The sequence below is a fragment of the Saccharothrix australiensis genome (assembly GCF_003634935.1).
GTDB classification, from domain to species: Bacteria; Actinomycetota; Actinomycetes; order Mycobacteriales; family Pseudonocardiaceae; genus Actinosynnema; species Actinosynnema australiense.
The window spans coordinates 6,961,596-6,983,403 of sequence record NZ_RBXO01000001.1 but is presented as its reverse complement, the minus strand read 5'-3'; the positions used below and the strand labels follow the sequence as shown (position 1 = coordinate 6,983,403).

The 21,808-nt window shown below is 72.3% G+C and carries 17 protein-coding genes; 10 read left to right on the top strand and 7 right to left on the bottom strand.

The window, feature by feature from the left end; all coding sequences use genetic code 11:
• Positions 1-1,005: a class I mannose-6-phosphate isomerase gene (locus tag C8E97_RS29640; protein ID WP_121008786.1), complete on the bottom strand. Its 1,005-nt coding sequence runs from the start codon at positions 1,003-1,005 to the stop codon at positions 1-3.
• Complete coding sequence (locus C8E97_RS29635) at positions 1,002-1,985, bottom strand: LacI family DNA-binding transcriptional regulator (protein ID WP_121012693.1); 984 nt, start codon at positions 1,983-1,985, stop codon at positions 1,002-1,004. The genes C8E97_RS29640 and C8E97_RS29635 overlap by 4 nt, the downstream gene beginning before the upstream one ends.
• Before the next feature lie 213 nt (positions 1,986-2,198).
• On the opposite strand from C8E97_RS29635, the gene C8E97_RS29630 reads away from it, so the two are divergent.
• On the top strand, positions 2,199-5,411 hold the full coding sequence (locus C8E97_RS29630; protein WP_121008784.1) for a GH92 family glycosyl hydrolase: 3,213 nt from the start codon (positions 2,199-2,201) through the stop codon (positions 5,409-5,411).
• A 359-nt stretch (positions 5,412-5,770) separates the two neighbouring features.
• On the opposite strand, the gene C8E97_RS29625 is transcribed toward C8E97_RS29630, so the two are convergent.
• Positions 5,771-6,469, bottom strand: coding sequence for an AfsR/SARP family transcriptional regulator (locus C8E97_RS29625; protein WP_246019440.1), 699 nt, complete (start codon positions 6,467-6,469; stop codon positions 5,771-5,773).
• 167 nt (positions 6,470-6,636) lie between these two features.
• Here C8E97_RS29625 and C8E97_RS29620 point away from each other — a divergent pair, with 167 nt between their 5' ends.
• The 5 genes from C8E97_RS29620 to C8E97_RS29600 all read left to right on the top strand — a co-directional run bounded on the left by C8E97_RS29620 (position 6,637) and on the right by C8E97_RS29600 (position 12,601).
• The gene (locus C8E97_RS29620; RefSeq protein ID WP_170212029.1) at positions 6,637-7,158 is read left to right on the top strand and encodes an RICIN domain-containing protein; all 522 of its coding nucleotides are present in this window, start codon (positions 6,637-6,639) and stop codon (positions 7,156-7,158) included.
• Positions 7,159-7,263: 105 nt separating this feature from the next.
• Positions 7,264-9,549 (top strand): GH92 family glycosyl hydrolase, encoded by a 2,286-nt coding sequence (locus tag C8E97_RS29615; RefSeq protein ID WP_121012690.1) that lies wholly within the window; start codon positions 7,264-7,266, stop codon positions 9,547-9,549.
• 154 nt (positions 9,550-9,703) lie between these two features.
• Positions 9,704-10,618 carry an ABC transporter ATP-binding protein gene (locus C8E97_RS29610; RefSeq protein WP_121008778.1) on the top strand — a complete coding sequence of 305 codons (915 nt, stop codon included), beginning with the start codon at positions 9,704-9,706 and terminating at the stop codon, positions 10,616-10,618.
• Positions 10,615-11,658 (top strand): ABC transporter permease, encoded by a 1,044-nt coding sequence (locus tag C8E97_RS29605; protein WP_246019260.1) that lies wholly within the window; start codon positions 10,615-10,617, stop codon positions 11,656-11,658. The genes C8E97_RS29610 and C8E97_RS29605 overlap by 4 nt, the downstream gene beginning before the upstream one ends.
• 628 nt (positions 11,659-12,286) lie before the next feature.
• Positions 12,287-12,601: a DUF3817 domain-containing protein gene (locus C8E97_RS29600; protein ID WP_121012681.1), complete on the top strand. Its 315-nt coding sequence runs from the start codon at positions 12,287-12,289 to the stop codon at positions 12,599-12,601.
• Here the strand turns inward: C8E97_RS29600 and C8E97_RS29595 are convergent.
• A complete protein-coding gene (locus C8E97_RS29595; protein ID WP_211347154.1) occupies positions 12,568-13,629 on the bottom strand; it encodes an aminoglycoside phosphotransferase family protein in 1,062 nt (353 codons plus the stop codon). The genes C8E97_RS29600 and C8E97_RS29595 overlap by 34 nt on opposite strands.
• 56 nt (positions 13,630-13,685) lie before the next feature.
• Positions 13,686-14,189, bottom strand: a complete 504-nt coding sequence (locus C8E97_RS29590; protein WP_121008776.1) for a MarR family winged helix-turn-helix transcriptional regulator — start codon at positions 14,187-14,189, stop codon at positions 13,686-13,688.
• Positions 14,190-14,233: 44 nt separating this feature from the next.
• Between C8E97_RS29590 and C8E97_RS29585 the strand changes: the two genes are divergently transcribed.
• From C8E97_RS29585 to C8E97_RS29575, 3 genes are read left to right on the top strand one after another with little or no spacing between them, the layout of a single operon-like run.
• Positions 14,234-14,536 carry an MTH1187 family thiamine-binding protein gene (locus C8E97_RS29585; RefSeq protein ID WP_121008774.1) on the top strand — a complete coding sequence of 101 codons (303 nt, stop codon included), beginning with the start codon at positions 14,234-14,236 and terminating at the stop codon, positions 14,534-14,536.
• Between the two features lie 26 nt (positions 14,537-14,562).
• Positions 14,563-15,408 carry an SCO6745 family protein gene (locus C8E97_RS29580; RefSeq protein ID WP_121012678.1) on the top strand — a complete coding sequence of 282 codons (846 nt, stop codon included), beginning with the start codon at positions 14,563-14,565 and terminating at the stop codon, positions 15,406-15,408.
• A gap of 41 nt (positions 15,409-15,449) precedes the next feature.
• The gene (locus tag C8E97_RS29575; protein ID WP_121008772.1) at positions 15,450-16,409 is read left to right on the top strand and encodes a tetratricopeptide repeat protein; all 960 of its coding nucleotides are present in this window, start codon (positions 15,450-15,452) and stop codon (positions 16,407-16,409) included.
• Between the two features lie 312 nt (positions 16,410-16,721).
• Here C8E97_RS29575 and C8E97_RS29570 read toward each other — a convergent pair whose 3' ends face one another.
• Together C8E97_RS29570 and C8E97_RS29565 are read right to left on the bottom strand one after the other, a co-directional pair.
• Complete coding sequence (locus C8E97_RS29570) at positions 16,722-18,161, bottom strand: neutral zinc metallopeptidase (RefSeq protein WP_121008770.1); 1,440 nt, start codon at positions 18,159-18,161, stop codon at positions 16,722-16,724.
• Positions 18,162-18,296: 135 nt separating this feature from the next.
• On the bottom strand, positions 18,297-19,634 hold the full coding sequence (locus C8E97_RS29565) for a neutral zinc metallopeptidase (protein WP_246019259.1): 1,338 nt from the start codon (positions 19,632-19,634) through the stop codon (positions 18,297-18,299).
• Between the two features lie 610 nt (positions 19,635-20,244).
• Here C8E97_RS29565 and C8E97_RS29555 point away from each other — a divergent pair.
• The gene (locus C8E97_RS29555) at positions 20,245-21,807 is read left to right on the top strand and encodes a discoidin domain-containing protein (RefSeq protein ID WP_121008764.1); all 1,563 of its coding nucleotides are present in this window, start codon (positions 20,245-20,247) and stop codon (positions 21,805-21,807) included.
• Position 21,808 lies beyond the last annotated feature (1 nt).

The following is a 21,808-nucleotide window of genomic DNA, read 5'->3' as shown; positions in this document are numbered from 1 at the left end:
TCAGCTCCCGTGGTTGGGCGGCAGCGGCGGTCGGCACCGCACGGCGACCAGGTCGCCGGTCAGCGCGCTCCCGCCGGCCGCGTGCGGCACGACGACCGTGCTGCCCCGGCGCAGCGGGAGCGAGTCCAGCACGCCCTCGCCCTCCAGCACCACGAGCACCGCGAACGACGGTTCGAGGGTCAGCGCGCCGGACACGTGCAGGCGGTCCGCCCGGAAGAACGGATCGGCCTTGGCGCGCAACAGGTTCACCGAGGGCGCGGCTCGCGAGCCGGTGCGGGTGAAGAGGTCCTCGACGTGCTTGGCCCGGCGGTCGACGCACGCCAGCGCCGTCGCACCGCCCAGCCCCAGGTGCCAGGCGTCCGGGTCGGCCAGGAAGCCGCGCCACTCCAGGGTGACGGAGAAGTCGGTCGGTTGCTGGAGCTCCACCACGAACACGCCCTCGCCGATGGCGTGCGGCACCCCGGCGGGCACGAACACCGTGTCACCGGGCTTCACCGACACCGCGTTGAGCGCGCCCAGCATGGCGGCCGAGTCCTGCGTGGACACCCAGTCGGCGATCACCGGCGCGGGCACGTCCTCGCGGAAACCGATGTGCACCAGGGGATCGGGGCCCGAGGTGCCGACCACGACCCACGCCTCGGTCTTGCCGTGCCGGCACGCCAGGTGCTCGGCGGCGAACGCGTCCGACGGGTGGCAGTGCACCGGCAGCCGCTGGCCCGCGTCGAGCAGCTTCACCAGCAGCGCGGTGTCCGGCCCGAACGCGGCCACGTGCGCGTCGCCCAGCCAGGCCACCGGGTCCGCGCGCACCGCGTCGCGCAGCCACCGCCCGTCGGGCAGCCGGGACAGGCCGGCCTCGTCTTGCCCGAACAGGGTGGTGGTCGACGCCACCCAGTCCTCGGGCCCCTGCCGCGCGGCGGGGTCGCCGCGCAGCGCGGCGATGGCCGCGCCGCCCCGGTAGAACTGGTCGGGCTGGTTGGCCGGAAGCGCCACCGGATGGTTGCTCACGCACGAACCTCCCCTGATCCACGTGCCACCAACCGCACCGGCAGCACCACGCGGCGCGGCGGCGCGCCGTCGCCGTCCAACCGGGCGTACAGCAGGTCCGCGGCCGCCTTCCCGAGGGCGCTCGCGTCGTGCGCGATCACGCTGACCGGCGGTGACAGCAGGTCGGCCAGCTCGAAGTCGTCGAAACCGACCAGGGCCGGCCGCCGCGCCGCGCCGGCCAGGGCGCGCAGCGCGTGCACGGTGATCCGGTTGTTGCCGGTGACCACCGCCGTCGCCGGGTCGGCCGCACACCCGAGGTGGTGCAGCGCCCGGCGCACCGACCCGGCGTCGTGCGGGCCCATCACGACCAGCGACTCGTGGTACCCGATGCCCGCGCGCACGCAGCCCTCGCGGTAGCCGCGCAGGCGCTCGTTGGCGGTGAAGATGTCCGGCGCGTCGCCGAGGAACGCGATCCGGCGGTGCCCGAACGACGCGAGGTGCAGCACGGCCTCCATCGTGCCCCCGACGTTGTCCACCAGCACGGTGTCCGCCACGACGTCACCCGCCGGGCGGTCCAGGAACACGATCGGCGTGCCCGCGCGCATCTCGGGCACGAGGTAGCCGTGCTGGAGGCCGGCGGGCACGATCAGCAGCCCGTCGACGCGGCGCGAGCAGAACTCCAGCGCCAGTTCGCGTTCCCGCACGGGGTCCTCGTCCGACGAGCCGGTGATCACCTGCCTGCCGCGCAGCCGGGAGATTTCCTCCACCGCCCGCGTCACGCCCGAGTAGAACGGGTTGGCCACGTCCTCCAGCACCAGCCCGATGGTGCCGGTGGACGAGCCGCGGCGCAGGTTGCGCGCGCTGAGGTTGCGCCGGAAGCCCAGCTGGTCGATCGCGGCCAGCACCCGTTCGGCGGTCGCCGGGTGCACGCCCGCCTCGTCGTTCACCACCCGCGAGACCGTCTTGATGCTGACGCCCGCGAGCCGCGCCACGTCGTTCATCGTGGCGCGCCGCACTTTGCGGGCACCCGCGGCGCCGTTCGGGGACAACGTTGTCATGGTCGCCGAATCACACACCCGGGCCCCGGCGATGTCAATGATCGGCACTGTCCGGAACGAGACAACACCCGCACCCGGGCTTGACGCACCCCGCGCACTCTCCGCAAGTATGCAGTCACGTGTTGTAAGGGACAGCGTTGTCACCGAGGAGGGCTCGTGAAGACAGCACTGGCGGCGGTGGTGGTCGTGGCGGCGGCCCTGGTCCACCCGGTCGCGGCCCAGGCCCAGCCGGACGACCTCGCGCGGTGGGTGAACCCGTTCGTCGGCACCCAGCCCGGCGGGCCCGACCACGGCACCGGCGGCGGGGCGGGCAACACCTTCCCCGGCGCGGACGTGCCGTTCGGCATGGTGCAGTGGAGCCCCGACACGGTGACCCGCCAGCACGGCGGCTACTACTACCAGGACAACCGGATCAAGGGCTTCAGCCTCACCCACCTGTCCGGCGCGGGCTGCTCGACCTACCAGGACGTCCCGATCATGCCGTTCGTCGGCGAGGTGACGACCTCGCCCGCGGCCGACCCCAACCGGTACGTGTCCACCTTCTCGCACGCGAAGGAGAGCGCGACGCCCGGCTACTACGGCGTGACGCTGGACAGCGGCGCGCGGGTGGAGCTGAGCGTGACCCAGCGGACCGGCGTCGGCCGGTTCGCCTACCCCGGCGGCGCGACCTCGACGTTGCTGGTCAACACCGCCGGCTCGATCGCGGGCGCGGACGACGCCGAGGTCGTCATCGGCGACGGCACCATCAGCGGGTGGGCCACCAGCGGCCGGTTCTGCGGCGCGGACCACCGCTACCGCGTCTACTTCCACGCGCGCTTCGACCAGCCGTTCGCCTCCGTCGGCACGTGGAAGAACGGCGCGGTCACGCCCGGTCGGACCAGCGAGCGCGGCGGCTCGCCGCGCCGGGAGCCCGGCGACGCGCGCAAGACCCTCGCGGCGCAGACCGAGCAGCGCGAGGTCGCCACCCGCGACACCACCGTGTCGGGTCCGGGCAGCGGCGGCTACGTGACGTTCGACGACCCCGACGTGACGATGCGGGTCGGCCTGTCGTTCGTGTCCGTCGACGGTGCGCGCGCCAACCTCGACGCCGAGAGCGCGGGGAAGTCCTTCGACGCGGTCCGCGCCGTCGCCCGCCAGGCGTGGAACGACCGGCTCGGGCAGGTCCGGGCCACCGGCGGCACGGACGCGCAGCGCACGACGTTCTACACGGCGCTGTACCACTCCCTGTTGCAGCCCAACGTGTTCTCCGACGTCGACGGCCGCTACCCGGGTTTCGACGGCCGCGTCCACCGGGCGGACGACGGCCACGCGATCTACACCAACTTCTCCGGGTGGGACGTCTACCGGTCGGAGATGCAACTGCTCTCCCTCCTGGCGCCGGGGGAAACGGCGGACATGGTCCGCTCGATGGTGGCGTTCGCCGAGCAGGGCGGCTCGTGGGACCGCTGGACCGTGGCCAACGGCTACACCGGCGTGATGTCGGGCGACCCCTACCACGTGATGGTGTCGAGCGCGTACGCCTTCGGGGCCAGGGACTTCGACGCCGCCAAGGCGCTGCTGCTGATGCTGCGCGGCGCGACCCAGCCCACGCAGGGCTACGAGGAGCGACCCGGTCTCCCGGAGTACCAGGACCTCGGCTACGTGCCGGTGGGCGCGAAGGGCGTGTGGGGCGCGCCCTCGACCACGCTGGAGTACACCACCGCGGACTTCTCCATCGCCCAGCTGGCCCGCCGCCTCGGTGACGGCGCGACCTGGCAGGCGTTCATGAAACGGGCCCAGTACTGGCAGAACGTGTTCAACCCCGCCACGGGGTACACCCAGCCGCGCAACCGGGACGGGTCGTTCGTCGAGCCGTTCGCGCCCGGCAACCCCGACAACTGGGTGGAGGGCAACGCCGCCCAGTACACCTGGATGGTGCCGTACAACGCGCGCGGCCTGTTCACCGCGATGGGCGGCGACGCGAAGGTCCGCGACCGGCTGGACTTCTTCTTCACCGAGCTGGACGCGGGCCCGCACGAGCCGCACGCGTTCCTCGGCAACGAGCCGACCATGCACACCCCGTGGCTCTACAACTGGGCGGGCGCGCCGGCCAAGGCGCAGGCGGTGGCGCGCAAGGCGATGGGCGAGCTGTTCGGCCCCGGGCCCGACGGCCTGGTCGGCAACGACGACCTCGGCCAGATGTCCTCCTGGTACGTGTGGGCGGCGCTCGGCATGTACCCGGTGATACCCGGCCGCGCCGAACTCGTCGTCAACACGCCGCTGTTCGACGAGGTCACCATCACCCGGCCGAACGGCAAGCCGATCGTCGTGAAGGCGTCCGGCACGGGTGAGCACGTCGCGGAGCTGACCCTCGACGGCCGCGCGCAGACCCGGACGTGGCTGCCCGAGTCGTTCGCGGCCAACGGCGGCACGGTCGAGTTCCGCCGCTCGGTCACGCCCACCACCTGGGGCACGGGCCCGGCCGACGCGCCACCGTCCTTCCGGGACGGTGAAGTCGGGCAGCAGGGCTTCGTCGAACCGGGGCGGCTGGTGCTGCCCGCCGGCGGCACGGGCGCGGTGACCGTCGGCGCGCAGGACTTCTCCGGGCAGGGCGGCAAGGTGGGCTGGAGCGCGCAGCCGCCGGCCGGCCTCACCGTGACACCGGCGCACGGCCAGGTCGCGCTGCCGCCGGGGGAGAAGGCGGGCGAGCGGGTCACCGTCACCGTCGCGCCGGACGCCGCGGAGCTGACCCACCGGGTGCCGGTCGCGTTCTCCAACGGTCAGCGCAGCACCATCTCGGTGCTGGTGGCCGAGCCGGGCAGCCTGCGGGCGGCGTTCGACAACACCGGCACCTCGCCGGACGACCAGCAGGCGAGCGGCAACTTCGACGGGCAGGGCTGGAGCTACTCGCGGGACGCGCTGGCGAAGGCCGGGTTGACGCCGGGCGCGCCGGTCAGCCGGGACGGCATCACCTACTCGTGGCCCACGTCGCCGGTCGGCGAGCCGGACAACGTCACGGCGTCCGGCCAGACCGTGACGCTGAACGCGACCGGCGCGCGGCTCGGCCTGCTGGGCAGCGCCGCGAACGGCCGGTCCTCCGGGACGCTCACCATCACCTACGCGGACGGCACGGAGCAGAAGGCGGAGGTCGGCTTCTCGGACTGGGCGCTGGGCGGCAACCCGTCGACACCGCCGTCGTTCGACAACCGCGTCGTGGCCACCACGCCGTACCGCAACAGCCCGAGCGGCGAGTCGCAACCGGTCAAGGTCTTCGTCTTCGCCACCGCGCCCATCACCCTGCAAGCCAAGCAAATCCGATCCGTAACCCTGCCAACATCGGTAACCGGCGGCACCTTCCACGTCTTCGCCATCGGCGTGTCCCCAACCTGACCCCCTCACCCCTCCTCACCCCTCCTCGCGCCTCTCCCCCTCTCCCTCCCGCCCCTGCTCGCCGCCGCTCGCACGCGAGGCCGCGTCGGCGGCTCGCGGCGCGGGTTTCGCCGATCACGCTTTTCGATCGGCGCAACCCGCCCCGCGAGCCGCCGACTAACAGGCGGCCGAGCCGCCCGACGGAGTCGGGCCATTCAACACAGCCGCGTCGGCGGTTCGCGGCGCGGGTTTCGCCGATCACGCTTTTCGATCGGCGCAACCCGCCCCGCGAGCCGCCGACTAACAGGCGGCCGAGCCGCCCGACGGAGTCGGGCCAATCCAACACAGCCGCCCGACGGAGTCGGGCCATCAGACACACCTCAAACACAACTCCTCAACATCCCCTCGTGCAGCTCGCGCAGCGCCGGGCCGGTGGTGATGCCGTACTCGGTGACCAGCCGGTGGCTCAGCCGCCGGTAGGTCTCCAGGGCCTCCGCCGTGCACCCGCTGCGGTGCTGCGCGAGGATCAGCAGCCGGTGCAGCGACTCGCGGACCGGGTGCTCGTCCGCCAGCCGGGTCAGCTCCGGCACGAGGTCGCGGTGCCTGCCCAGCCGCAGCTCGACCTCCGCGCGCATCTCCCGCGCGGCCAGCAGCTCCTGTTCGAGCACGCCGCCGAGCCGGACCCGCACCGACTCGAACGGGATGTCGGCCATCGGCGCGCCCCGCCACAGCGCCAGCGCGTCCCGCAGCACGACCGCCGCCTCCCGATCGGGCAGCGTGCGCGCCCGCTCCACCTCGGCGCGGAAGCGGAACACGTCCACCCGATCGGGGTCGACCTGGAGCAGGTAGCCGGGGCCGCGCGTGACCAGGTGCACCTCCGGGGCCGCGCGCAGCGTCCGGCGCAGGGCCGCCACCAGCCCCTGGACGGCGTTGCGCGCCGTGACCGGCACGTCGTCTTCCCAGAACAACCGAATGATTCGATCTACGGATACCACCCGGTCGGCTTCCAGCAGTAGTACAGCCAGTAGCGCTCGTATCCGAGGACCACCCAATGGAATTACCTGGTGCCCTTTCCACATGCTCACTTCACCGAGCACCTTGAAGTTCACCCGCTGCCTCCCGAGTCCCGTCGATGGCGGTTGTTCAGCCCAGAATCAGCCGTCTTTAAGGACGTTCTCCCAGACTGTGCCGGTCGTTACCTCTACTATTGGGAGAAGACCCGATGAGGCGAATCACGGTGAGTTTCTTGACGGGAGCCTCGGCGGTGCTGGCGCTGCTCGTGGCGCCCGCCGGCGCGTCCGCCGACCCCCAGGACGTCTCCGTCGCGACGGACCAGGGCCGCGCACTCGCGGTGAACGGCACCTACCCCCTGCGCAACGACAACAGCGGCAAGTGCCTGGACGTCTACGAGTGGTCCACGGCCAACGGCGGGGACCTCGTCCAGTGGGACTGCCACTACGGCAACAACCAGCTGTGGACCTTCATCCGGCACGACGACGGCAGCTACTCGCTGAAGAGCGCGCACAGCGGGAAGTGCGCGGACGTCTACAACTGGTCGACGGCCAACGGCGGCAAGATCGTCCAGTGGGACTGCCACGGGGGCAACAACCAGCGCTGGGCGCAGTCGTGGAACAACGACACCAACAGCCTGCGGTACATCAGCAAGCACAGCGGCAAGGCGCTGGAGGTCTACGACTGGTCGCAGCAGAACGGCGGCAAGATCGTCCAGTGGGACTACCACGGTGGCGCGAACCAGCGCTGGCGCTGATCGGGACACGTGCGGTCGCCCTCCTTCCGGGTGGCCGCACACCGCGGTCGTCCATCCGGGTGGCCGCGCGCACCCGTCCGCAATAACGTGGCCGTCGTGTCGCGGATGCTGCTGGTATTCCCGGTTTTGGCCGCTATGGTGACACCCGTGGCGGCGGACGCGTGGGCGGACCCGGTCGAGTCGGTGAACACGTTCATCGGCACGAAGGACGAGGGCAACACGTTCCCCGGTGCCTCCATGCCGTTCGGCATGGCGCATTCCAGCCCGATCGGCTCGCATTACGCGGGCTGGCGTTACGACGATCCGGTGATCCGCGGGTTCGGGCACTTCTTCCTGTCCGGCGCGGGCTGCTCGGAACAGGGCGGCCTCGTGTCGATCCTGCCGACCACCGGACTGCCGTCGACGTTCGACCACCGCCGGTACGGCGTGGGCTACTCGCACGACGGCGAGGTCGGCCGGCCCGGCGACTACCGGGTGCGGCTGGCGTCCGGCGTCGGCGTGGAGAGCACCGCCACCACGCGGACCGGGGTCGAGCGGTTCACGTTCCCGGCGGGCGGCACACCGCACGTGCTGGTGAACGTGGGGCAGGCCAACGACCGGGAGCCGGTGTCCGGCAGCGCGATCCGCGTGGTGGACGACCGGACGCTCGCGGGTCACGTGACGGCACAGGCGTTCTGCGGCGGCAAGCCGTACACGACGTACTTCACCACGACGTTCGACCGGCCGTTCACGCGGACCGGGAACTGGGGCGGCCCCGAGGGCGGCGAGGGGCTGCGCGGCCAGTGGGTGGCGTTCGACGGCGGACCCGTCACCGCCGCGACGGCGATCTCGCACGTCGACGCCGAGGGCGCGGTGAAGAACCTGGCGGAGGCGCGCGGCAAGCCGTTCGACGCGCTGCGCGCCGCCGCGCAATCGGCGTGGCGGGACGAGCTCCGGTCGATCGACGTCGACGCGGCCGACGCGCGCGACCGCACCGTCTTCTACACGGCGCTGTACCACGTGCTGCTGCAACCGTTGACGGGCAACGACATCGACGGCCGCTACCGGGGTTTCGACGACCGGGTGCACACCGCCGACGGCTGGACGTACTACGAGTACTTCTCCCTGTGGGACACCTACCGCGCGCACAACCAGCTCCTCGCCCTGCTCCGCCCGGACCGCGCGAAGGACGTGGCGCGATCCGTCCTGGCGATCCGCGAGCAGGGCGGCTGGCTGCCGCGCTGGGCGTACGCCAACCAGGAGACGAACACGATGACGGGTGACCCGGTCACCCCCTTCCTGGTGGACCTCTGGCGGTTCGGCGCGCTGGAGGGCTTGGCGGACCGGGCTTACGCGGCGCTGCTGGAGAACGCCACCGGGGTGCCGCCCGCGCGGTCGCCGTTCGAGGGCCGCGCGGGCAACCCCTCGTACCTGGCGAACGGGTTCGTCCAGTTCGACCGGGACTTCCCCAAGAAGGGGCAGGACGTCGACCCGCACCACGGCGCGTCCGCCACGCTGGAGTACGCGCTGGCCGACGCGTCGCTGTCGATCATGGCGGAAGCGCTGGGCCACCCGGGGGACGCGGCGGAGCTGTGCCGGCGCGGTCGCAACTACCGCGTCCTGTGGGACGACGCGGTGGCCGACCGCGGCTTCACCGGTTTCCCCCGGCCGAAGACCGCCGACGGCCGGTGGTTGGACCCGTTCACCCCGCAGGGCAAGGACGGCTTCCACGAGGGCACGGCCTGGCAGTACCAGTGGCTGGCGCAGCAGGACGTGCCGGGCCTGGTGGCCCGCCTGGGCGGCCGGGAGCGGGCCGCCGCCCGGCTGGACGACTTCTTCGCCTACGCGGACCTGGTCGCCGACCCGGCCGGCACCGTGCGCAAGAAGTGGGTCGTCGGTCCTTACGACTACTACAACCAGTTCCGCTACAACCCCAACAACGAGCCGGACCTGCACGCGCCCTGGATGTACGCGCTGTTCGGGCAGCCGTGGAAGACCTCGGCGGTGAACCGCGCGGCGCAGACGCTGTTCGTCGACGCGCCCAACGGCGTCACCGGCAACGACGACCTCGGCACGATGTCCGCCTGGTACGTGTTCAGCGCCCTCGGCCTCTACCCGCCGACACCGGGCACCGGCCGGTTCCTGCTGCACGCGCCGAGGTTCGGCCGGGCCGTGGTTCACCTGGGACCGGGCCGCGACCTCACCCTCACCGCGCCCGGCACGGACACCGCCCGCCTCCAGTACGTCAAGGCCGCGACCGTGGACGGCGCGCCGCACGACCGGATCTGGCTGGACCACGAGACCCTCGTCGCCGGCGCCGAGGTGGCCTTCGACCTGACCTCCGACCCGGCGGAGGCCACCTGGGGCACCGACCCGGCCGCCGCGCCGCCGTCGCCGTGCTCCGACGCCTGACCTCACGCCGGGCGACCGAGCGGGTGCGCGGTGCGATCAAGGTGTCGTTCGCGGGACCGCGAGGTCGATGGAAGGTACGAGATTTGCTCACTTTTGTCTCTCGGATGGTCGAGATGGCCCCGCGGGGCGGTCGCGAGGGCTTACCTTCCTGGCCATGACAGGGGCGCGCATACCAGCCGTCGTGGTCGCGGACATCCGCAAGCACTACGGTGACTTGAAGGCGGTGGACGGTGTCTCGTTCACCGTCGCCGAGGGGGAGTTCTTCGGCATCCTCGGGCCGAACGGGGCGGGCAAGACCACCACCCTGGAGATCGTCGAGGGCCTGCGCAAGGCGGACTCGGGCGCGGTGACGCTGCTCGGCCTGGACCCGTGGCCGCGCAACGCGGACCTGCTGCCCAGGATCGGCGTGCAGCTCCAGGCGTCCAGCTTCTTCGAGAAGCTCACCGCTCGGGAGCAGTTGCAGACGTTCGGCTCGCTGTACGGCGTCACCGCCGCGAAGGCCGACGAGATGCTGGAACTGGTGGGGCTGACCGACAAGGCCGACGTGCAGGAGAACAAGCTCTCCGGCGGCCAGCGGCAACGCCTGTCCATCGCCTGCGCCCTGGTCCACGACCCGGACGTCGTCTTCCTGGACGAGCCGACCGCGGCCCTGGACCCGCAGGCCAGGCGCAACCTGTGGGACGTGCTGCGGGCGATCCAGGCGCGCGGCAAGACCATCGTCTACACGACGCACTACCTCGACGAGGCCGAGATCCTGTGCGACCGCGTGGCGATCATGGACCGGGGCCGGGTCCTGGCGCTCGACGCGCCCGCCACCCTCGTGCGCGGCCTCGACGCGCCGACCCACGTCGTGCTCCAGAAGGGCAGCCTGCCGCTGGCGGAGGCGAAGGCGATCGCCGGCGTCGAGCAGGCCCAGGAGGACGAGGTCTCGCTGACCATCTCGACCCGCAAACCCGCGCCCGTGCTGTCCGCGCTCGCCGAGCGCGGGACGCTCGACGGTCTCCAGGTGCGCACGGCCACGTTGGAGGACGTGTTCCTCAGCCTGACCGGACGGGAGTACCGCGCGTGACCGCGTTCAAGAGCCTGTCCACCGCGATGGTGAAGGGCTTCCTGCGGGACCGGACGACGCTGTTCTTCGTCTTCCTGTTCCCGCTGATGTTCCTGGTCGTGTTCGGCCTGCTGTTCCGGGAGGGCGGCGGCGACCGGACCAGGATCGCCGTCGTCGGCGACGGTCCCGTGATCGCGGCGCTGGAGAGGACCGGCGCGCTGGAGCTGGAGCGGCACGACAGCGCCGACGCGGCGCGGCGGAAGGTCCACGACGGCGACCTGCCCGCGCTCCTGGCGGTGACCGGCGACGACGTCGAGCTGACCTTCGCGGCCAGTGACCAGGTTCAGGCCCAGACCGTGGTCGGGATCGTCTCCGGCGTGGTCGACCAGGCCAACCTGGCGGCGACCGGCACGCGGCCGACGTTCACGCTCGACGCCAGGCCCGTCGAGGACTCGTCGCTCAAGCCCATCCAGTACCTGACACCCGGCATCCTGTCGTGGGCGGTGTCGATCTCCGGTGTCTTCGGCGCGTCCATCACCCTCGTGGCGTGGCGGAAGAAGCAGGTGCTGCGCCGTATCCGCTTGGCGCCCGTCGGCCCGACGACGGTCCTCAGCTCGCGCGTGCTGGTCAGCATCGGCACGGCGGTCGCCCAGGGCGTGGTCTTCGTGGCGGTGGCCCTGACGCCGCCGTTCGGGCTGAAGCTGACCGGCCAGTGGTGGCTGGCGCTGCCGCTGCTCGTGCTCGGCACCACGGCGTTCTTCGCCATCGGGATGCTCGTCGGTGCGTTCTGCAAGACCGAGGAAGCCGCGAGCGGCGCGGCGAACATCGTCATCCTGCCGATGGCGTTCCTGTCGGGGACGTTCTTCCCGGTGCAGAACGCGCCGGGCTGGCTCCAGGCGGTGTCGAACATCTTCCCGCTCCGCCACATGAACGACGGAATGCTCGACGTCCTCGTGCGGGGCAAGGGCGTGGAAGCGCTGCTGCTGCCGTCGGCCGTGCTGATCGGCTTCACCCTCGTGGTGGGCTTCATCGCGGCAAAGGTCTTCCGCTGGGAAGACTGACCAACGCCACCAGCCCGCCCGCAAGGGCACACTTCGGGCGGGCTGCGTGTCATCCCCGTACGGCCTGCCCGCAGGGCAACCACGCTCGTCAGAGGGGCGCAAGCACGCTTCACCGCTTGCGCCCCTCTGACGAGCGTGGTGGTCTTTGACAGGTCGTACGGGGATGACACGCAGCCAAAGCTTTTCAAGCTTCGAAGAAGCTTGAAAAGCTTGCAAAGCTTCGAAGAAGCTTTGCCCTCATCCTTGGTGGCCTGCCCAGCGGCGAGCGCCCTTCTTTAGGCTTTGACCCGCTAAAACCGATGAACTTCCGTGCTGATCTCAGCCGAAAGAAAAAGAAGGCGCTCGCCGCTGGGCAGACCTCCGGGGAGGAAAAACAAAAGCCAAGGGCGTCGTGTTCTCCCCGCATGGCCTGTCAAAGACCACCACAGTCGGTCAGGGGGCGCAAGCGGTGAAGCGTGCTTGCGCCCCCTGACCGACTGTGGTTGCCCTGCGGGCAGGCCATACGGGGAGAACACGAGACCAGAAGTCTGCGCGGCGCGGTGCGGTGGGCCTGGGTCTGTCCTGCGCGGTGCTGCGTGGTGGTGGACCCTGGGCGGGGGTGAGCGGGGTCACTCATCACAATGGGGGCATGCTGAGCACCCCCGAGGGTCGTTTCCGTCTTCTTGCGTTGGCCGAGGCCGTGTCGTGGGCCGGGTTGTTGATCGGCATGTTCTTCAAGTACGTCGTGGTCAACAACGAGATCGGGGTCAAGGTGTTCGGCCCGCTCCACGGGGTGATCTTCGTGGGGTACGTGGTCGTCACCCTCATGGTCGCCCACCGCTGGGACCGCAGGACGACGATCTGGGCGTTGCTGGCGAGCATCCCGCCGTTCGGCACCGTCGTGTTCGAGCGCTGGGCGCAGCGGAAGGGTCACCTGGACGAGGTGCGGACCGCTCGGGACTGAGCCAGCGCCAGCTCCCGTTCCGGGTCGCCGGCGTGGTAGACCCGTTCGCTCTCCTCGATGTTGTCCAGGAACTCCTGGTACACCAGCGCGCCCACGAGGTGCACGGCCGAGCGCGCGTGGTCCAGCGCGCGTTCCGGGTCGCTGTCGGGTCGGTGCCGTCGCCACGCCTCGGCCCACGTCCGCTCGATCAGCGGCCGGGTCTCGGCGGGTGCGAAGTCGATCAGGCGGGCCGCGTCCAGGGCCGGGTGGCCCCAGTGCGCGTCGCCCCAGTCCAGGACCGTCCCGCCCGAGCGCCAGTTGCCGGGGTGGAAGTCGCCGTGCAGCAGGGTGTGCGGCAGGCCGAAGGCGGGCACGTCCACGCCCCGCACCCGCAGGCGGGCGGGCCCTGCAAGGGCCGCCTGCACCGCGACCCAGCGGGGCACGATGTCGGTGATCACCTCGGGTGCCGGGTGCCAGCAGTCGGCGCCGGGGGACTCCGCCATGAGCAGCCGTCGGGGTTCCGCCGCGAGCACTTGGGGCACCAGCGCGGGGTCGACCGCCGCGACGAGCGCGATCACCTCGGCCTCGTCGGCCATGAACGAGGGGAACTCCTTGGCCCACACGTGCCCGCTGTCGGTCGGCAGGCGGTAGAGGCAGGACAGGTTCCACGTCTTCACCTGCACGGCGGGACCGGTGCGGGTCACGGATCGCTCCGCCCAGGCCACGAGCGCCGCCGGGCCGCCGGGTCGGGCCCACGGCATCCGCAGCGGCGTGTCGGGGAAGTCGTGCCGGGCCCCGGTCGACGGGTCCGGTGTGGACAGGCGGTCCGGCGCGGCGGCGAGTTCGACCTGGTAGGTGACCGTGCCGTCGCGCATCCCGGAACCGGTCGCGGACACGAGGCGGAGCACGCTCGTGGGCACGCCCAGCACCGCGTCCAAGTGGGCCGTCACCGGCTCGACGTCGTTCCACCACGGGCTGTCCACCGTGAACGGCGGCACGGTGCCCACGTGGCGGCCGTCCACCGTCAGCAACGCCAAGACCTCTCGCACGTGTGCAGCGTGGACCACCCCGCGCGCGGCGTCGAGGGGATAAGCCGGGGGAGCGGTCAGTCCTGGAAGTCGCCGACGGCCCGGCGGACCCTCGCCAGGAGTTCGGTCAGCTGCTCGGTCTGCCGCTCGGTGAGCCCGCGCAGGCCGAAGTCGACCTCGGTCACGGCCTGCGTCGCGGCCTCGCGCCGGACGTGGCCCTCCTCCGTGATCTCGACCAGCGTGGTGCGCCGGTCGGTCGGGTGGGCGTTGCGGCGGACCAGCCCGTCGGCCTCCAGGCGGTCCACGATGTTCGTCACGCTCGTCGGGTGCAGCTGGAGGCGTTCGCCCATGACCCGCATGGGGAGGCTGCCGGTGCGCGCGAAGGTCAGCAGCACCAGCGCCTCGAACCGGGCGAAGGTCAGGCCGTGCGGTTTGAGGGCGGCGTCCACGGCGGACTGGATGATCTGCTGTACTCGCATGACGCTGGTGACCGCCGCCATCGACGTCGACGGCCCGATCCGCTTCTCCCACAGCTCGGCGGCGCGCGCGATGGGGTCGAACGGGAGCGGCTGGGACGTCATGGCGCTGAAGCTACCAGTGGGTACCCGACTATCAGGAGGCACCAGTGCTCGTCGCGTTCAGCGTCAGCCCGCTCGGCGGGGAGTCCGACAGCGTGGCGGCGGCCGTCGCCGAGGCGGTGCGGGTGGTCCGGGAGTCCGGGCTGCCCAACGAGACCAACGCGATGTTCACGCTGGTCGAGGGCGAGTGGGACGAGGTGATGGCGGTGGTGAAGAAGGCGACCGAGGTCGTGCAGGCCACCGCGCCGCGCGTGAGCCTGGTCGTCAAGGCCGACATCCGGCCCGGTCACACCGGTCAGCTGCGGGCCAAGGTCGAGCGCGTGGAGCAGCACCTCGCCTCTGGCGAATAGTCGGAAGTCCTACTACTTTGGTGACCATGTCACCCCGCGACCTCTGGCTGCGCTTCGAGACGTACCACGACGTCACGTACTTCACGCCGGAATCACGGGCGGTCACCGACGCGCTCGGCTGCCGGGGCGGCTGGATGGGGTACTTCGGGATGCGCGCCGCGCCGCTGGGCGCGGCGGCCCCGGAGACCGTGACGGCCGCGTTCTTCAGCTTCCACCCGCGCCGGGTGGCGCGGGCGCTGCCCGACGCGTGGCGGGTCGCGTCGCCGGAGGAGTTCCTGGCGGCGCGGCTGCGGGGCGTCGACGGGGCGCTGCGCCGGCTGCTGCCGTCGCTGGACGTGGCGGAAGCCGCCGAGCTGGCGGTCCGGGCCGCGTCGGCGGCACCGCTGCCGGGACGGGTGCTCGGCGCGGCCAACGCAGCCCTCCCGCTGCCCGACGAGCCGCACCTGGCGCTCTGGCAGGCGTGTACGACGCTGCGCGAGTCGCGCGGCGACGGGCACGTGGCGGCGCTGGTCGCGGCCGGGTTGACGGCGTGCGAGGCCCTCGTCCTGTACGGGGCGGACAAGGGCCTCGACGCGGCGTACCTGCGGGCGGCGCGCGGGTGGGACGAGGACGAGTGGCGCGCGGCGGAGGCGTCGCTGGCCGCGCGCGGCCTGCTCGCCGACGGGCTCACGCCGGCGGGCCGCGCGCTGCGCGCCGACGTCGAGCGGCGGACCGAGGAGGCCGCCGCCGCGCCGTGGCGCGCCCTGGGCGAGGCGGGCACCGCGCGGTTCGTGGCGCTGATGACGCCGATCGCGCTGGCCCTGGGCCGCGGGAACGACGCCATGCGCACGAACCCGATGGGCTTGGACGCGGTGCGCGAACTGACCGCCTGACCGGTCGCCGTCCACTCCGGGTCTCGTGCCAGGATGGAACCGTGACAAGGCCAGACCCTCGAAAGACCGCAGCACTGTCCGCCGCGCTGTCCGGGGCGGTCGACCTCGGCGCGCTGAAGGCACGGGCGGACGCCGCCCGCCAGCGCGCCACCGCGCCGCCGCCGGGCGCGCCCGCGCCCACCGACGGCGGCGGACCAAGCCCGTGGGTGCTCGACGTCACCGAGGCGACCTTCCAGTCGGTGGTCGAGCGCTCCCTGGACGTCCCGGTCGTGGTCGAGCTGACCGCGTCGTGGAGCCCCGAGGCCGGGCAGCTCTCCCCGATCCTGGAACGGGCCGCGCGGGCGGGCAACGGAGCCTGGCTCCTGGCGCGCGTCGACCTCGACGCCAGCCCCAGGGTGGGCCAGGCGTTCGGCGTGCAGTCCGTGCCGACGGTCGTGGCGGTGGCCGCCGGCCAGCCGGTGGACGCGTTCGCCGGGCCGCTGCCGGAAGCCGAGTTCACCCAGTGGATCAACCGGCTGCTGGACGCGCTGCGCGACCGGCTGCCGGGCATCAAGGCAGCCGAGGCCGGGCAGGCGCCCGCCGAGACGCCCGAGGACCCGCGGTTCACCGCCGCCGAGGAGGCGTTCGAGCGGGGCGACTTCGCCGCCGCCGAGGCCGCCTACGAGGCGATCCTGTCCGCGGAGCCGGCCAACGCCGAGGCGAAGGCCGCGCTGGCGCAGGTGCGGTTCACCGCGCGGGCGGAGGGCCTGTCCCCGGACGTGGTCGCGAAGGCCGACGCCGCACCGGACGACGTGGACGCCCAGCTCGCCGCCGCCGACGCGGAACTGGCGGGCCAGGACGTGGAGGCCGCGTTCAAGCGGTTGGTCGACACGGTCCGGCGGGTGTTCGGCGACGACCGGGACAAGGTGCGCGAGCACCTGGTCGGGCTGTTCGAGCTGTTCCCGGCGGACGACGAGCGGGTGGCGAAGGCACGGCGGAACCTGGCCAGCGCGCTGTTCTGAGCGCGGCCACCGCACCGGGCGCGCGACCGCTGCCCCACCCGGACCGCCGGTCCGGGTGACGGCCGGTCCGGGCGATGATCACCGGACCGGGTGCGGTCGCGGTCGGTGCGCGGTCGTCGGCTGGTGCCCGGTGCGGGTCGCGGTGCGGTCCGGCGGCGATGCCCCGGCGCACCGCGGTTCGGGCGACCCCGTGACGTCCGGCGCGTGCGGGGCGGGTGCGCGCCGGCGCGCGCCGTCGGGCACCGCGCGGGACTCGGCCGGCCCGCGCCGGGGTCGAGGGCCCCGCGCGAGGGCCGACCGCTCCGCGCGGGATCAGCCGTAGTACTTCCGGGTGCAGAGGCCGGAGCCCTCGAAGAAGCCGTCCCGGAACGCCTCCACGCGGGCGAAGCCCGACGGCACGACCGCGCCCCGCACGTCGGCCGCGATGAGGCTCTTGTCCGCCAGCAGTTCCGCCACCGCCTCGTCCAGGTCGCCCGACGAGAGCTTCAGCCGGGCGGACGCCTCGGTGGTGGTGCCGGCCCACGCCCCGGTCAGGCACGCGGTGCGCAACCCCGCCGCCGGGCCCTCCAGCGAGTAGCCGGTCGCCTTCTGGATGGACAGCGCGAACCGCGAAGCGATCTCCGCGAACGCCGCGAAGTCGCCGATGCCGCCCTTCTGGCCGCGCTTCGGCGGCGTGCCGATCTTCACCAGGTCGGGCAGGTCGACGGCGATGGTGTTGGTGGCCGGGCAGTACGACGCCGGCGAGGTGGGCCGGTCGTCGGAGCACGACGAGCCGCCGGTCTTGATGGCGGGCGGCGCCGCGCCGGTCTGCTTGAACGCGTTGCGCAGGCTCGTCTCCAGCAGTTCGAGGTGCCTGCGCTCGTCCACCTTCAGGTTGCCCTTGCCCTGACCGGAGTCGGCGTCCTGCGAGTCGAACTTCTGCTGCGTGATCCGGCTCTTGATCTCCTGCTCGTCGATCCGGGCGCACCGCTCGGGGTCGCCCTCGAACCCGAACTGGAACGCGGCCACGCGGTCGAACGCGCTGCCGTGCGCCCCCTGCTTCTCGGCCGAGGTGCCCGCCGCGTCGCGGATGAAGAACATCGTCGCCAGGACCTGGTTGAGGCCGGGACCGGTGGAGATGCGGAAGTGCTTCGACTTGCCCTCCGCGACCCACCGGAAGAAGTTGCCCGCGTAGCAGTCCGCCTGCTGCTCCTTGATGATCGACGGCGTGGCCTGGGTGACGCCGCCCTTCGCGCCCAGCTTGTACTGCACGGCGTGGCCCATCTCGTGGGCCAGCACGGTGACCACCGCCATCGGGCCGAAGGCGTCGTCGAGCATCGGCAGCAGGTCGCCGCGGTCCCACGCGATGCTGTCGTCCAGCGAGCAGTAGAACGCGTTCGCCACGCCCTTGGTGTTGGTGCGGCAGATCTCGACGCCCGCGCCGTTGGAGTCGTAGGAGACCAGGCGCTTGACGGGCTCGAACTCCTTGCCGTCGAAGTTCGCCGGCAGCTGCTCGGTCCAGTACTCCGCCACGTCGGCGAGCGCGTTGATGGCCAGCCGGTCCATCTCGCCGCCGTCACCGTTCTCCACGCGCAGGTCGGCGTCCGGCACGCCGGGCTTGGCGCCGCTCTCGCCGGTGGTGATCTCCAGGCCGGACACCTTCGACACGTCCGGCCGCGCGGGGCGCGCCAGCCCGTCCACCGCCTGCGTGCACCCGCCGGCCAACGCCGCCGCCGCGACGACCGCCGCGACCGTGAACACCCGTCGAGCCATGCCCCAGCCCCATCCCGCTCCGTCGGTCCGCCCGAACCCTACTGGGCGAACGGCCGCCGCGGGACCGGTCCGGCGCTTGTCCGGGGCACCACTCCCGCACCGGGGCGGGCCCGCGCCGCGAGCGGGCCGCGCCGGTCAGCCCAGCCCGCACGCCTTGACGCCCTCGAAGACACCGCCGCGGAACACGTCCACCCGCTGGAAACCCGGCTCGACGGCCTGCCTGCCCGTCGCGTCCCGAGCCGCGTAGTCGTGGGCGAGCAGCACCTGCACGGCCTCGTCCAGGTCGCCGGGCGACAGGCCGAACCCCTGCCGGCGGGTGAACACCTCGCGGGTGTACGCGCCGGCCAGGCACAGCGCCGAAGCCGCCGCGTCGGCGCCCTCGACCCCCTCGCCCGCGGCCGACCGCGCGGCCAGCCCGTAGCGGGACGCCAGCAGCACACCGGTCGCGTAGTCGCCGATCTCGGCGTGCAGCTCGGGCAGCTCCCGCGTGACCTCGACCTCCACCGAGCCGTCCTTCGGGCAGAACGCGACCGGGCCCTGGTCACCGGAGCAGTCGGGCTCCTCCCTGGTCGGCGTGGTCTTCGGCGGGGTCCACGCCTTGCCCCTGGCGGTCACCAGGGCCCCGTAGTACCTGCCCAGGTCGTCGGTGACGGCCTCCAGCATCTCGTCGAACGGGAGGTTGCCGCCCCGGTCGCGGTCGTCGAGCGTGGTGAACGCCTGCTGGGTGAACGGCCGGTTCTCCACGGTCATCGCGCCGCAGAACCGGGTGCCCTGCTGGTAGCCGTCCTGGAACGCGGACACCCGGTCGAACGCGTTGCCGTGCGCCGCCCGGTCCTGCGGCGAGGTGCCGACCGGGTCGCGGAAGGTGATCAGCGCGCCCAGCGCCGAGTCGAGGGTGTCCGTGCCGATGGCCAGGTGCTCGGACTTGCCGTCGTTCACCCACTTGACGAAGCTGCCCGCGAAGCAGTCGGCCATCGCCTCGGTGAGGATCGTCGGGTACTTCTGCGGGTCGCGGCGTTCCGCCTCGGGCGTGATGCCCATGCGGCGCTGCACCGCGTGCCCGACCTCGTGCGCCAGGACGATCACCACGGCCGCGTCCCCGAAGCGGTCCTGGAGGACGGGCAGCAGGGCGGCCCGGTCCCAGGCGATGGCGTCGGCGCTGGGGCAGTAGAACGCGTTGCCCTCCACGTCGCTCGCCTTCTCCGTGCAGGGCGGCGGCTTGGCGGACGGGTCGGCGGTGTCGACGGAGTAGATGCCGCCCTCCAGGGGGCGCCACTTCTCGCCGAAGGCGTCCGGGAAGGCGGCCTCCCAGAACGCGTCGATGTCGGTGATGGCGGTCGCCGCGAGCCGGTCGACGGGTCCGCCGTCGGTGCCCCGGATGAAACCGGGGTCGACGCCGCCCTTGGCGACGACCTTGCCCGCGCCCGGGTGGCCGTCGACCCACCGCGTGCACCCGGAGGCCACGAGTACCACCGCTACCAGCAGAACGAGCCGAGCCGATGCGCGCCGCATCGGACCATTCTGCCGCCTTCGCACCCCGGTCGGTGGTGTTGTCGGGACTTCGCGTGCGGCACGTGCCCGGAGTGGCTCGGACCCGGTGCGGCGACCCCGACCAGGCGCGGTGGACCAGGCGCGGTGGTCCGAGCGCGGTGGGCCGACTCGGGCGGTGCGGTGCGCAGGCCGGCGCGGTGCCGCGAGGACGGCTCCCGGCTCGCGCCCGGCCGGTGGTCGTCCGGAACCGCGCGGCACCGGTCGTCCTGGATCGCGCCCGGTGGGCGGTCGTCGGGGACCGCGCCCGGCCGCCCTGGACCGCCCCCGGTCCGCGGTCGTCGGAACCGCGGACCGAGGGCGGTCGCCCGGCCGTCCCGCGTCCGTCCGTTGTGGTCGGCGTCGCCGCGAGTTCGACGAGGGTTCGCTGGTGAGGGGTTGTGCCCGCCGCGGGCGTGGCGCGCCGCGCACCGGTCCGCGCGCGTTCACCACCGGGTCGTTGACACCCCTGTCGGCGGAGCGCTAGCCTGCGAATTGTAAACAACCTTTACGATCCTGCTCCCGAGCCGCCGCCACGGACCGTGAGGAGAACCCAGTGCGCCGAGTCGCCCCACTGGCGTCGGTGGCGGTGTGCATCCTGCTCGTGCATCCGCTGACCGCCGCCAGCGCACCAGCCGATTCCCTTCTCTCCCAAGGAAGACCGGTCACCGTGACGTCCGTCGAGGACGATTCGCTGGCCGGCCAGTTCGCGGTCGACGGCCGCGCCGACACCCGCTGGGCCAGCGCGCCCGGCATCGACCCCCAGTCGCTCACCGTGGACCTCGGCGGCGCAGCCGAGGTCCACGAGGTGATCGTCCGCTGGGAGGACGCGTACGCCACCAAGTACAAGGTGCAGCTCTCCGCCAACGGCTCCACCTGGACCGACCTCAGCAGCCGCAGCAGCGGCGACGGTGACTCCGACACCCACTCCGGGCTCAACGGCACCGGCCGGTACCTCCGCGTCCTGGGCACCGAGCGGGCCACCGACTACGGCTACTCGATCTGGGAGCTGGAGGTGTACGGGGTCCGCAGCGGCGGCGACACGAGCCCGCCGACCGTACCCGGCAACCTCCGCGTCACCGGCACGACGGCGAGCAGCGCGTCGCTCGCCTGGACGGCGGCCACCGACAACGTCGGCGTCGCCGGCTACGACGTGCTCCGCGACGGCGTCGTGGTCGGCGCCGCCACCGGCACGGCGTACACCGACAGCGGCCTCGCGCCGAGCACGGCGTACGACTACACCGTGCGGGCCAGGGACGCGGCGGGCAACACGTCGCCGCCCGGCAACAAGGTCCGCGTCACGACCGGCGCGTCCTCCGGGTCGTTCGTGATCGCGGCGGCCGGCGACATCGCCGAGCAGTGCACCGCGAGCAGCTCCTCCTGCGTGCACCCGAAGACCGCCAAGCTGGTCGAGCAGATGAACCCCGTCGCGGTGATCACGATGGGCGACAACCAGTACGACGACGCCCACCTGTCGGACTTCCAGAAGTACTACGACAAGACGTGGGGCCGCTTCAAGGCCAAGACCAAGCCGATCCCCGGCAACCACGAGACCTACTCCGACCCGCCGCTGTCCGGCTACAAGGGCTACTTCGGCTCGATCGCCACGCCCAACGGCAAGACCTACTACTCGTGGGAGCACGGCAACTGGCACTTCATCGCCCTGGACTCGACCGAGTCGAGCAAGCCCGGCTCGGCGCAGCACGAGTGGCTCAAGCGCGACCTCGCGGCCAACGACAAGGGCTGCGTGGCCGCGTACTTCCACCACCCGCGCTGGAGTTCCGGCAGCCACGGCAACAACACCAGCAGCGCGACGATGTGGGAGACGTTGGTGGCCAACAAGGTCGACCTGGTGCTCTCCGGCCACGACCACCACTACGAGCGGTTCAAGCCGTTGAACGCCGACGGCAAGGCGGACCCCAAGGGCACCCGCTCGGTGATCGGCGGCGGTGGCGGCGCCGCGCTGTACAAGGTGTCGGCGAACCCGGCCATCACGGAGTTCGCGAAGTCGATCCACGGCGTGATGAAGATGACGCTGACCGACAACACCTACTCCTGGCAGTACCTGGGCCTGGACGGCAAGCCGATCGACAGCACCCCGACCTACACCTGCCACTGAC

Bases quoted from the DNA above. Each gene is read 5' to 3' on its own strand.
- C8E97_RS29580 (WP_121012678.1), top strand. From the start codon at position 14,563: ATGTCACCCCGCGACCTCTGGCTGCGCTTCGAGACGTACCACGACGTC.
- C8E97_RS29625 (WP_246019440.1), bottom strand. From the start codon at position 6,469: ATGTGGAAAGGGCACCAGGTAATTCCATTGGGTGGTCCTCGGATACGA.
- C8E97_RS29610 (WP_121008778.1), top strand. From the start codon at position 9,704: ATGACAGGGGCGCGCATACCAGCCGTCGTGGTCGCGGACATCCGCAAG.
- C8E97_RS29635 (WP_121012693.1), bottom strand. From the start codon at position 1,985: ATGAACGACGTGGCGCGGCTCGCGGGCGTCAGCATCAAGACGGTCTCG.
- C8E97_RS29600 (WP_121012681.1), top strand. From the start codon at position 12,287: ATGCTGAGCACCCCCGAGGGTCGTTTCCGTCTTCTTGCGTTGGCCGAG.
- C8E97_RS29615 (WP_121012690.1), top strand. From the start codon at position 7,264: ATGCTGCTGGTATTCCCGGTTTTGGCCGCTATGGTGACACCCGTGGCG.
- C8E97_RS29570 (WP_121008770.1), bottom strand. From the start codon at position 18,161: ATGGCTCGACGGGTGTTCACGGTCGCGGCGGTCGTCGCGGCGGCGGCG.
- C8E97_RS29590 (WP_121008776.1), bottom strand. From the start codon at position 14,189: ATGACGTCCCAGCCGCTCCCGTTCGACCCCATCGCGCGCGCCGCCGAG.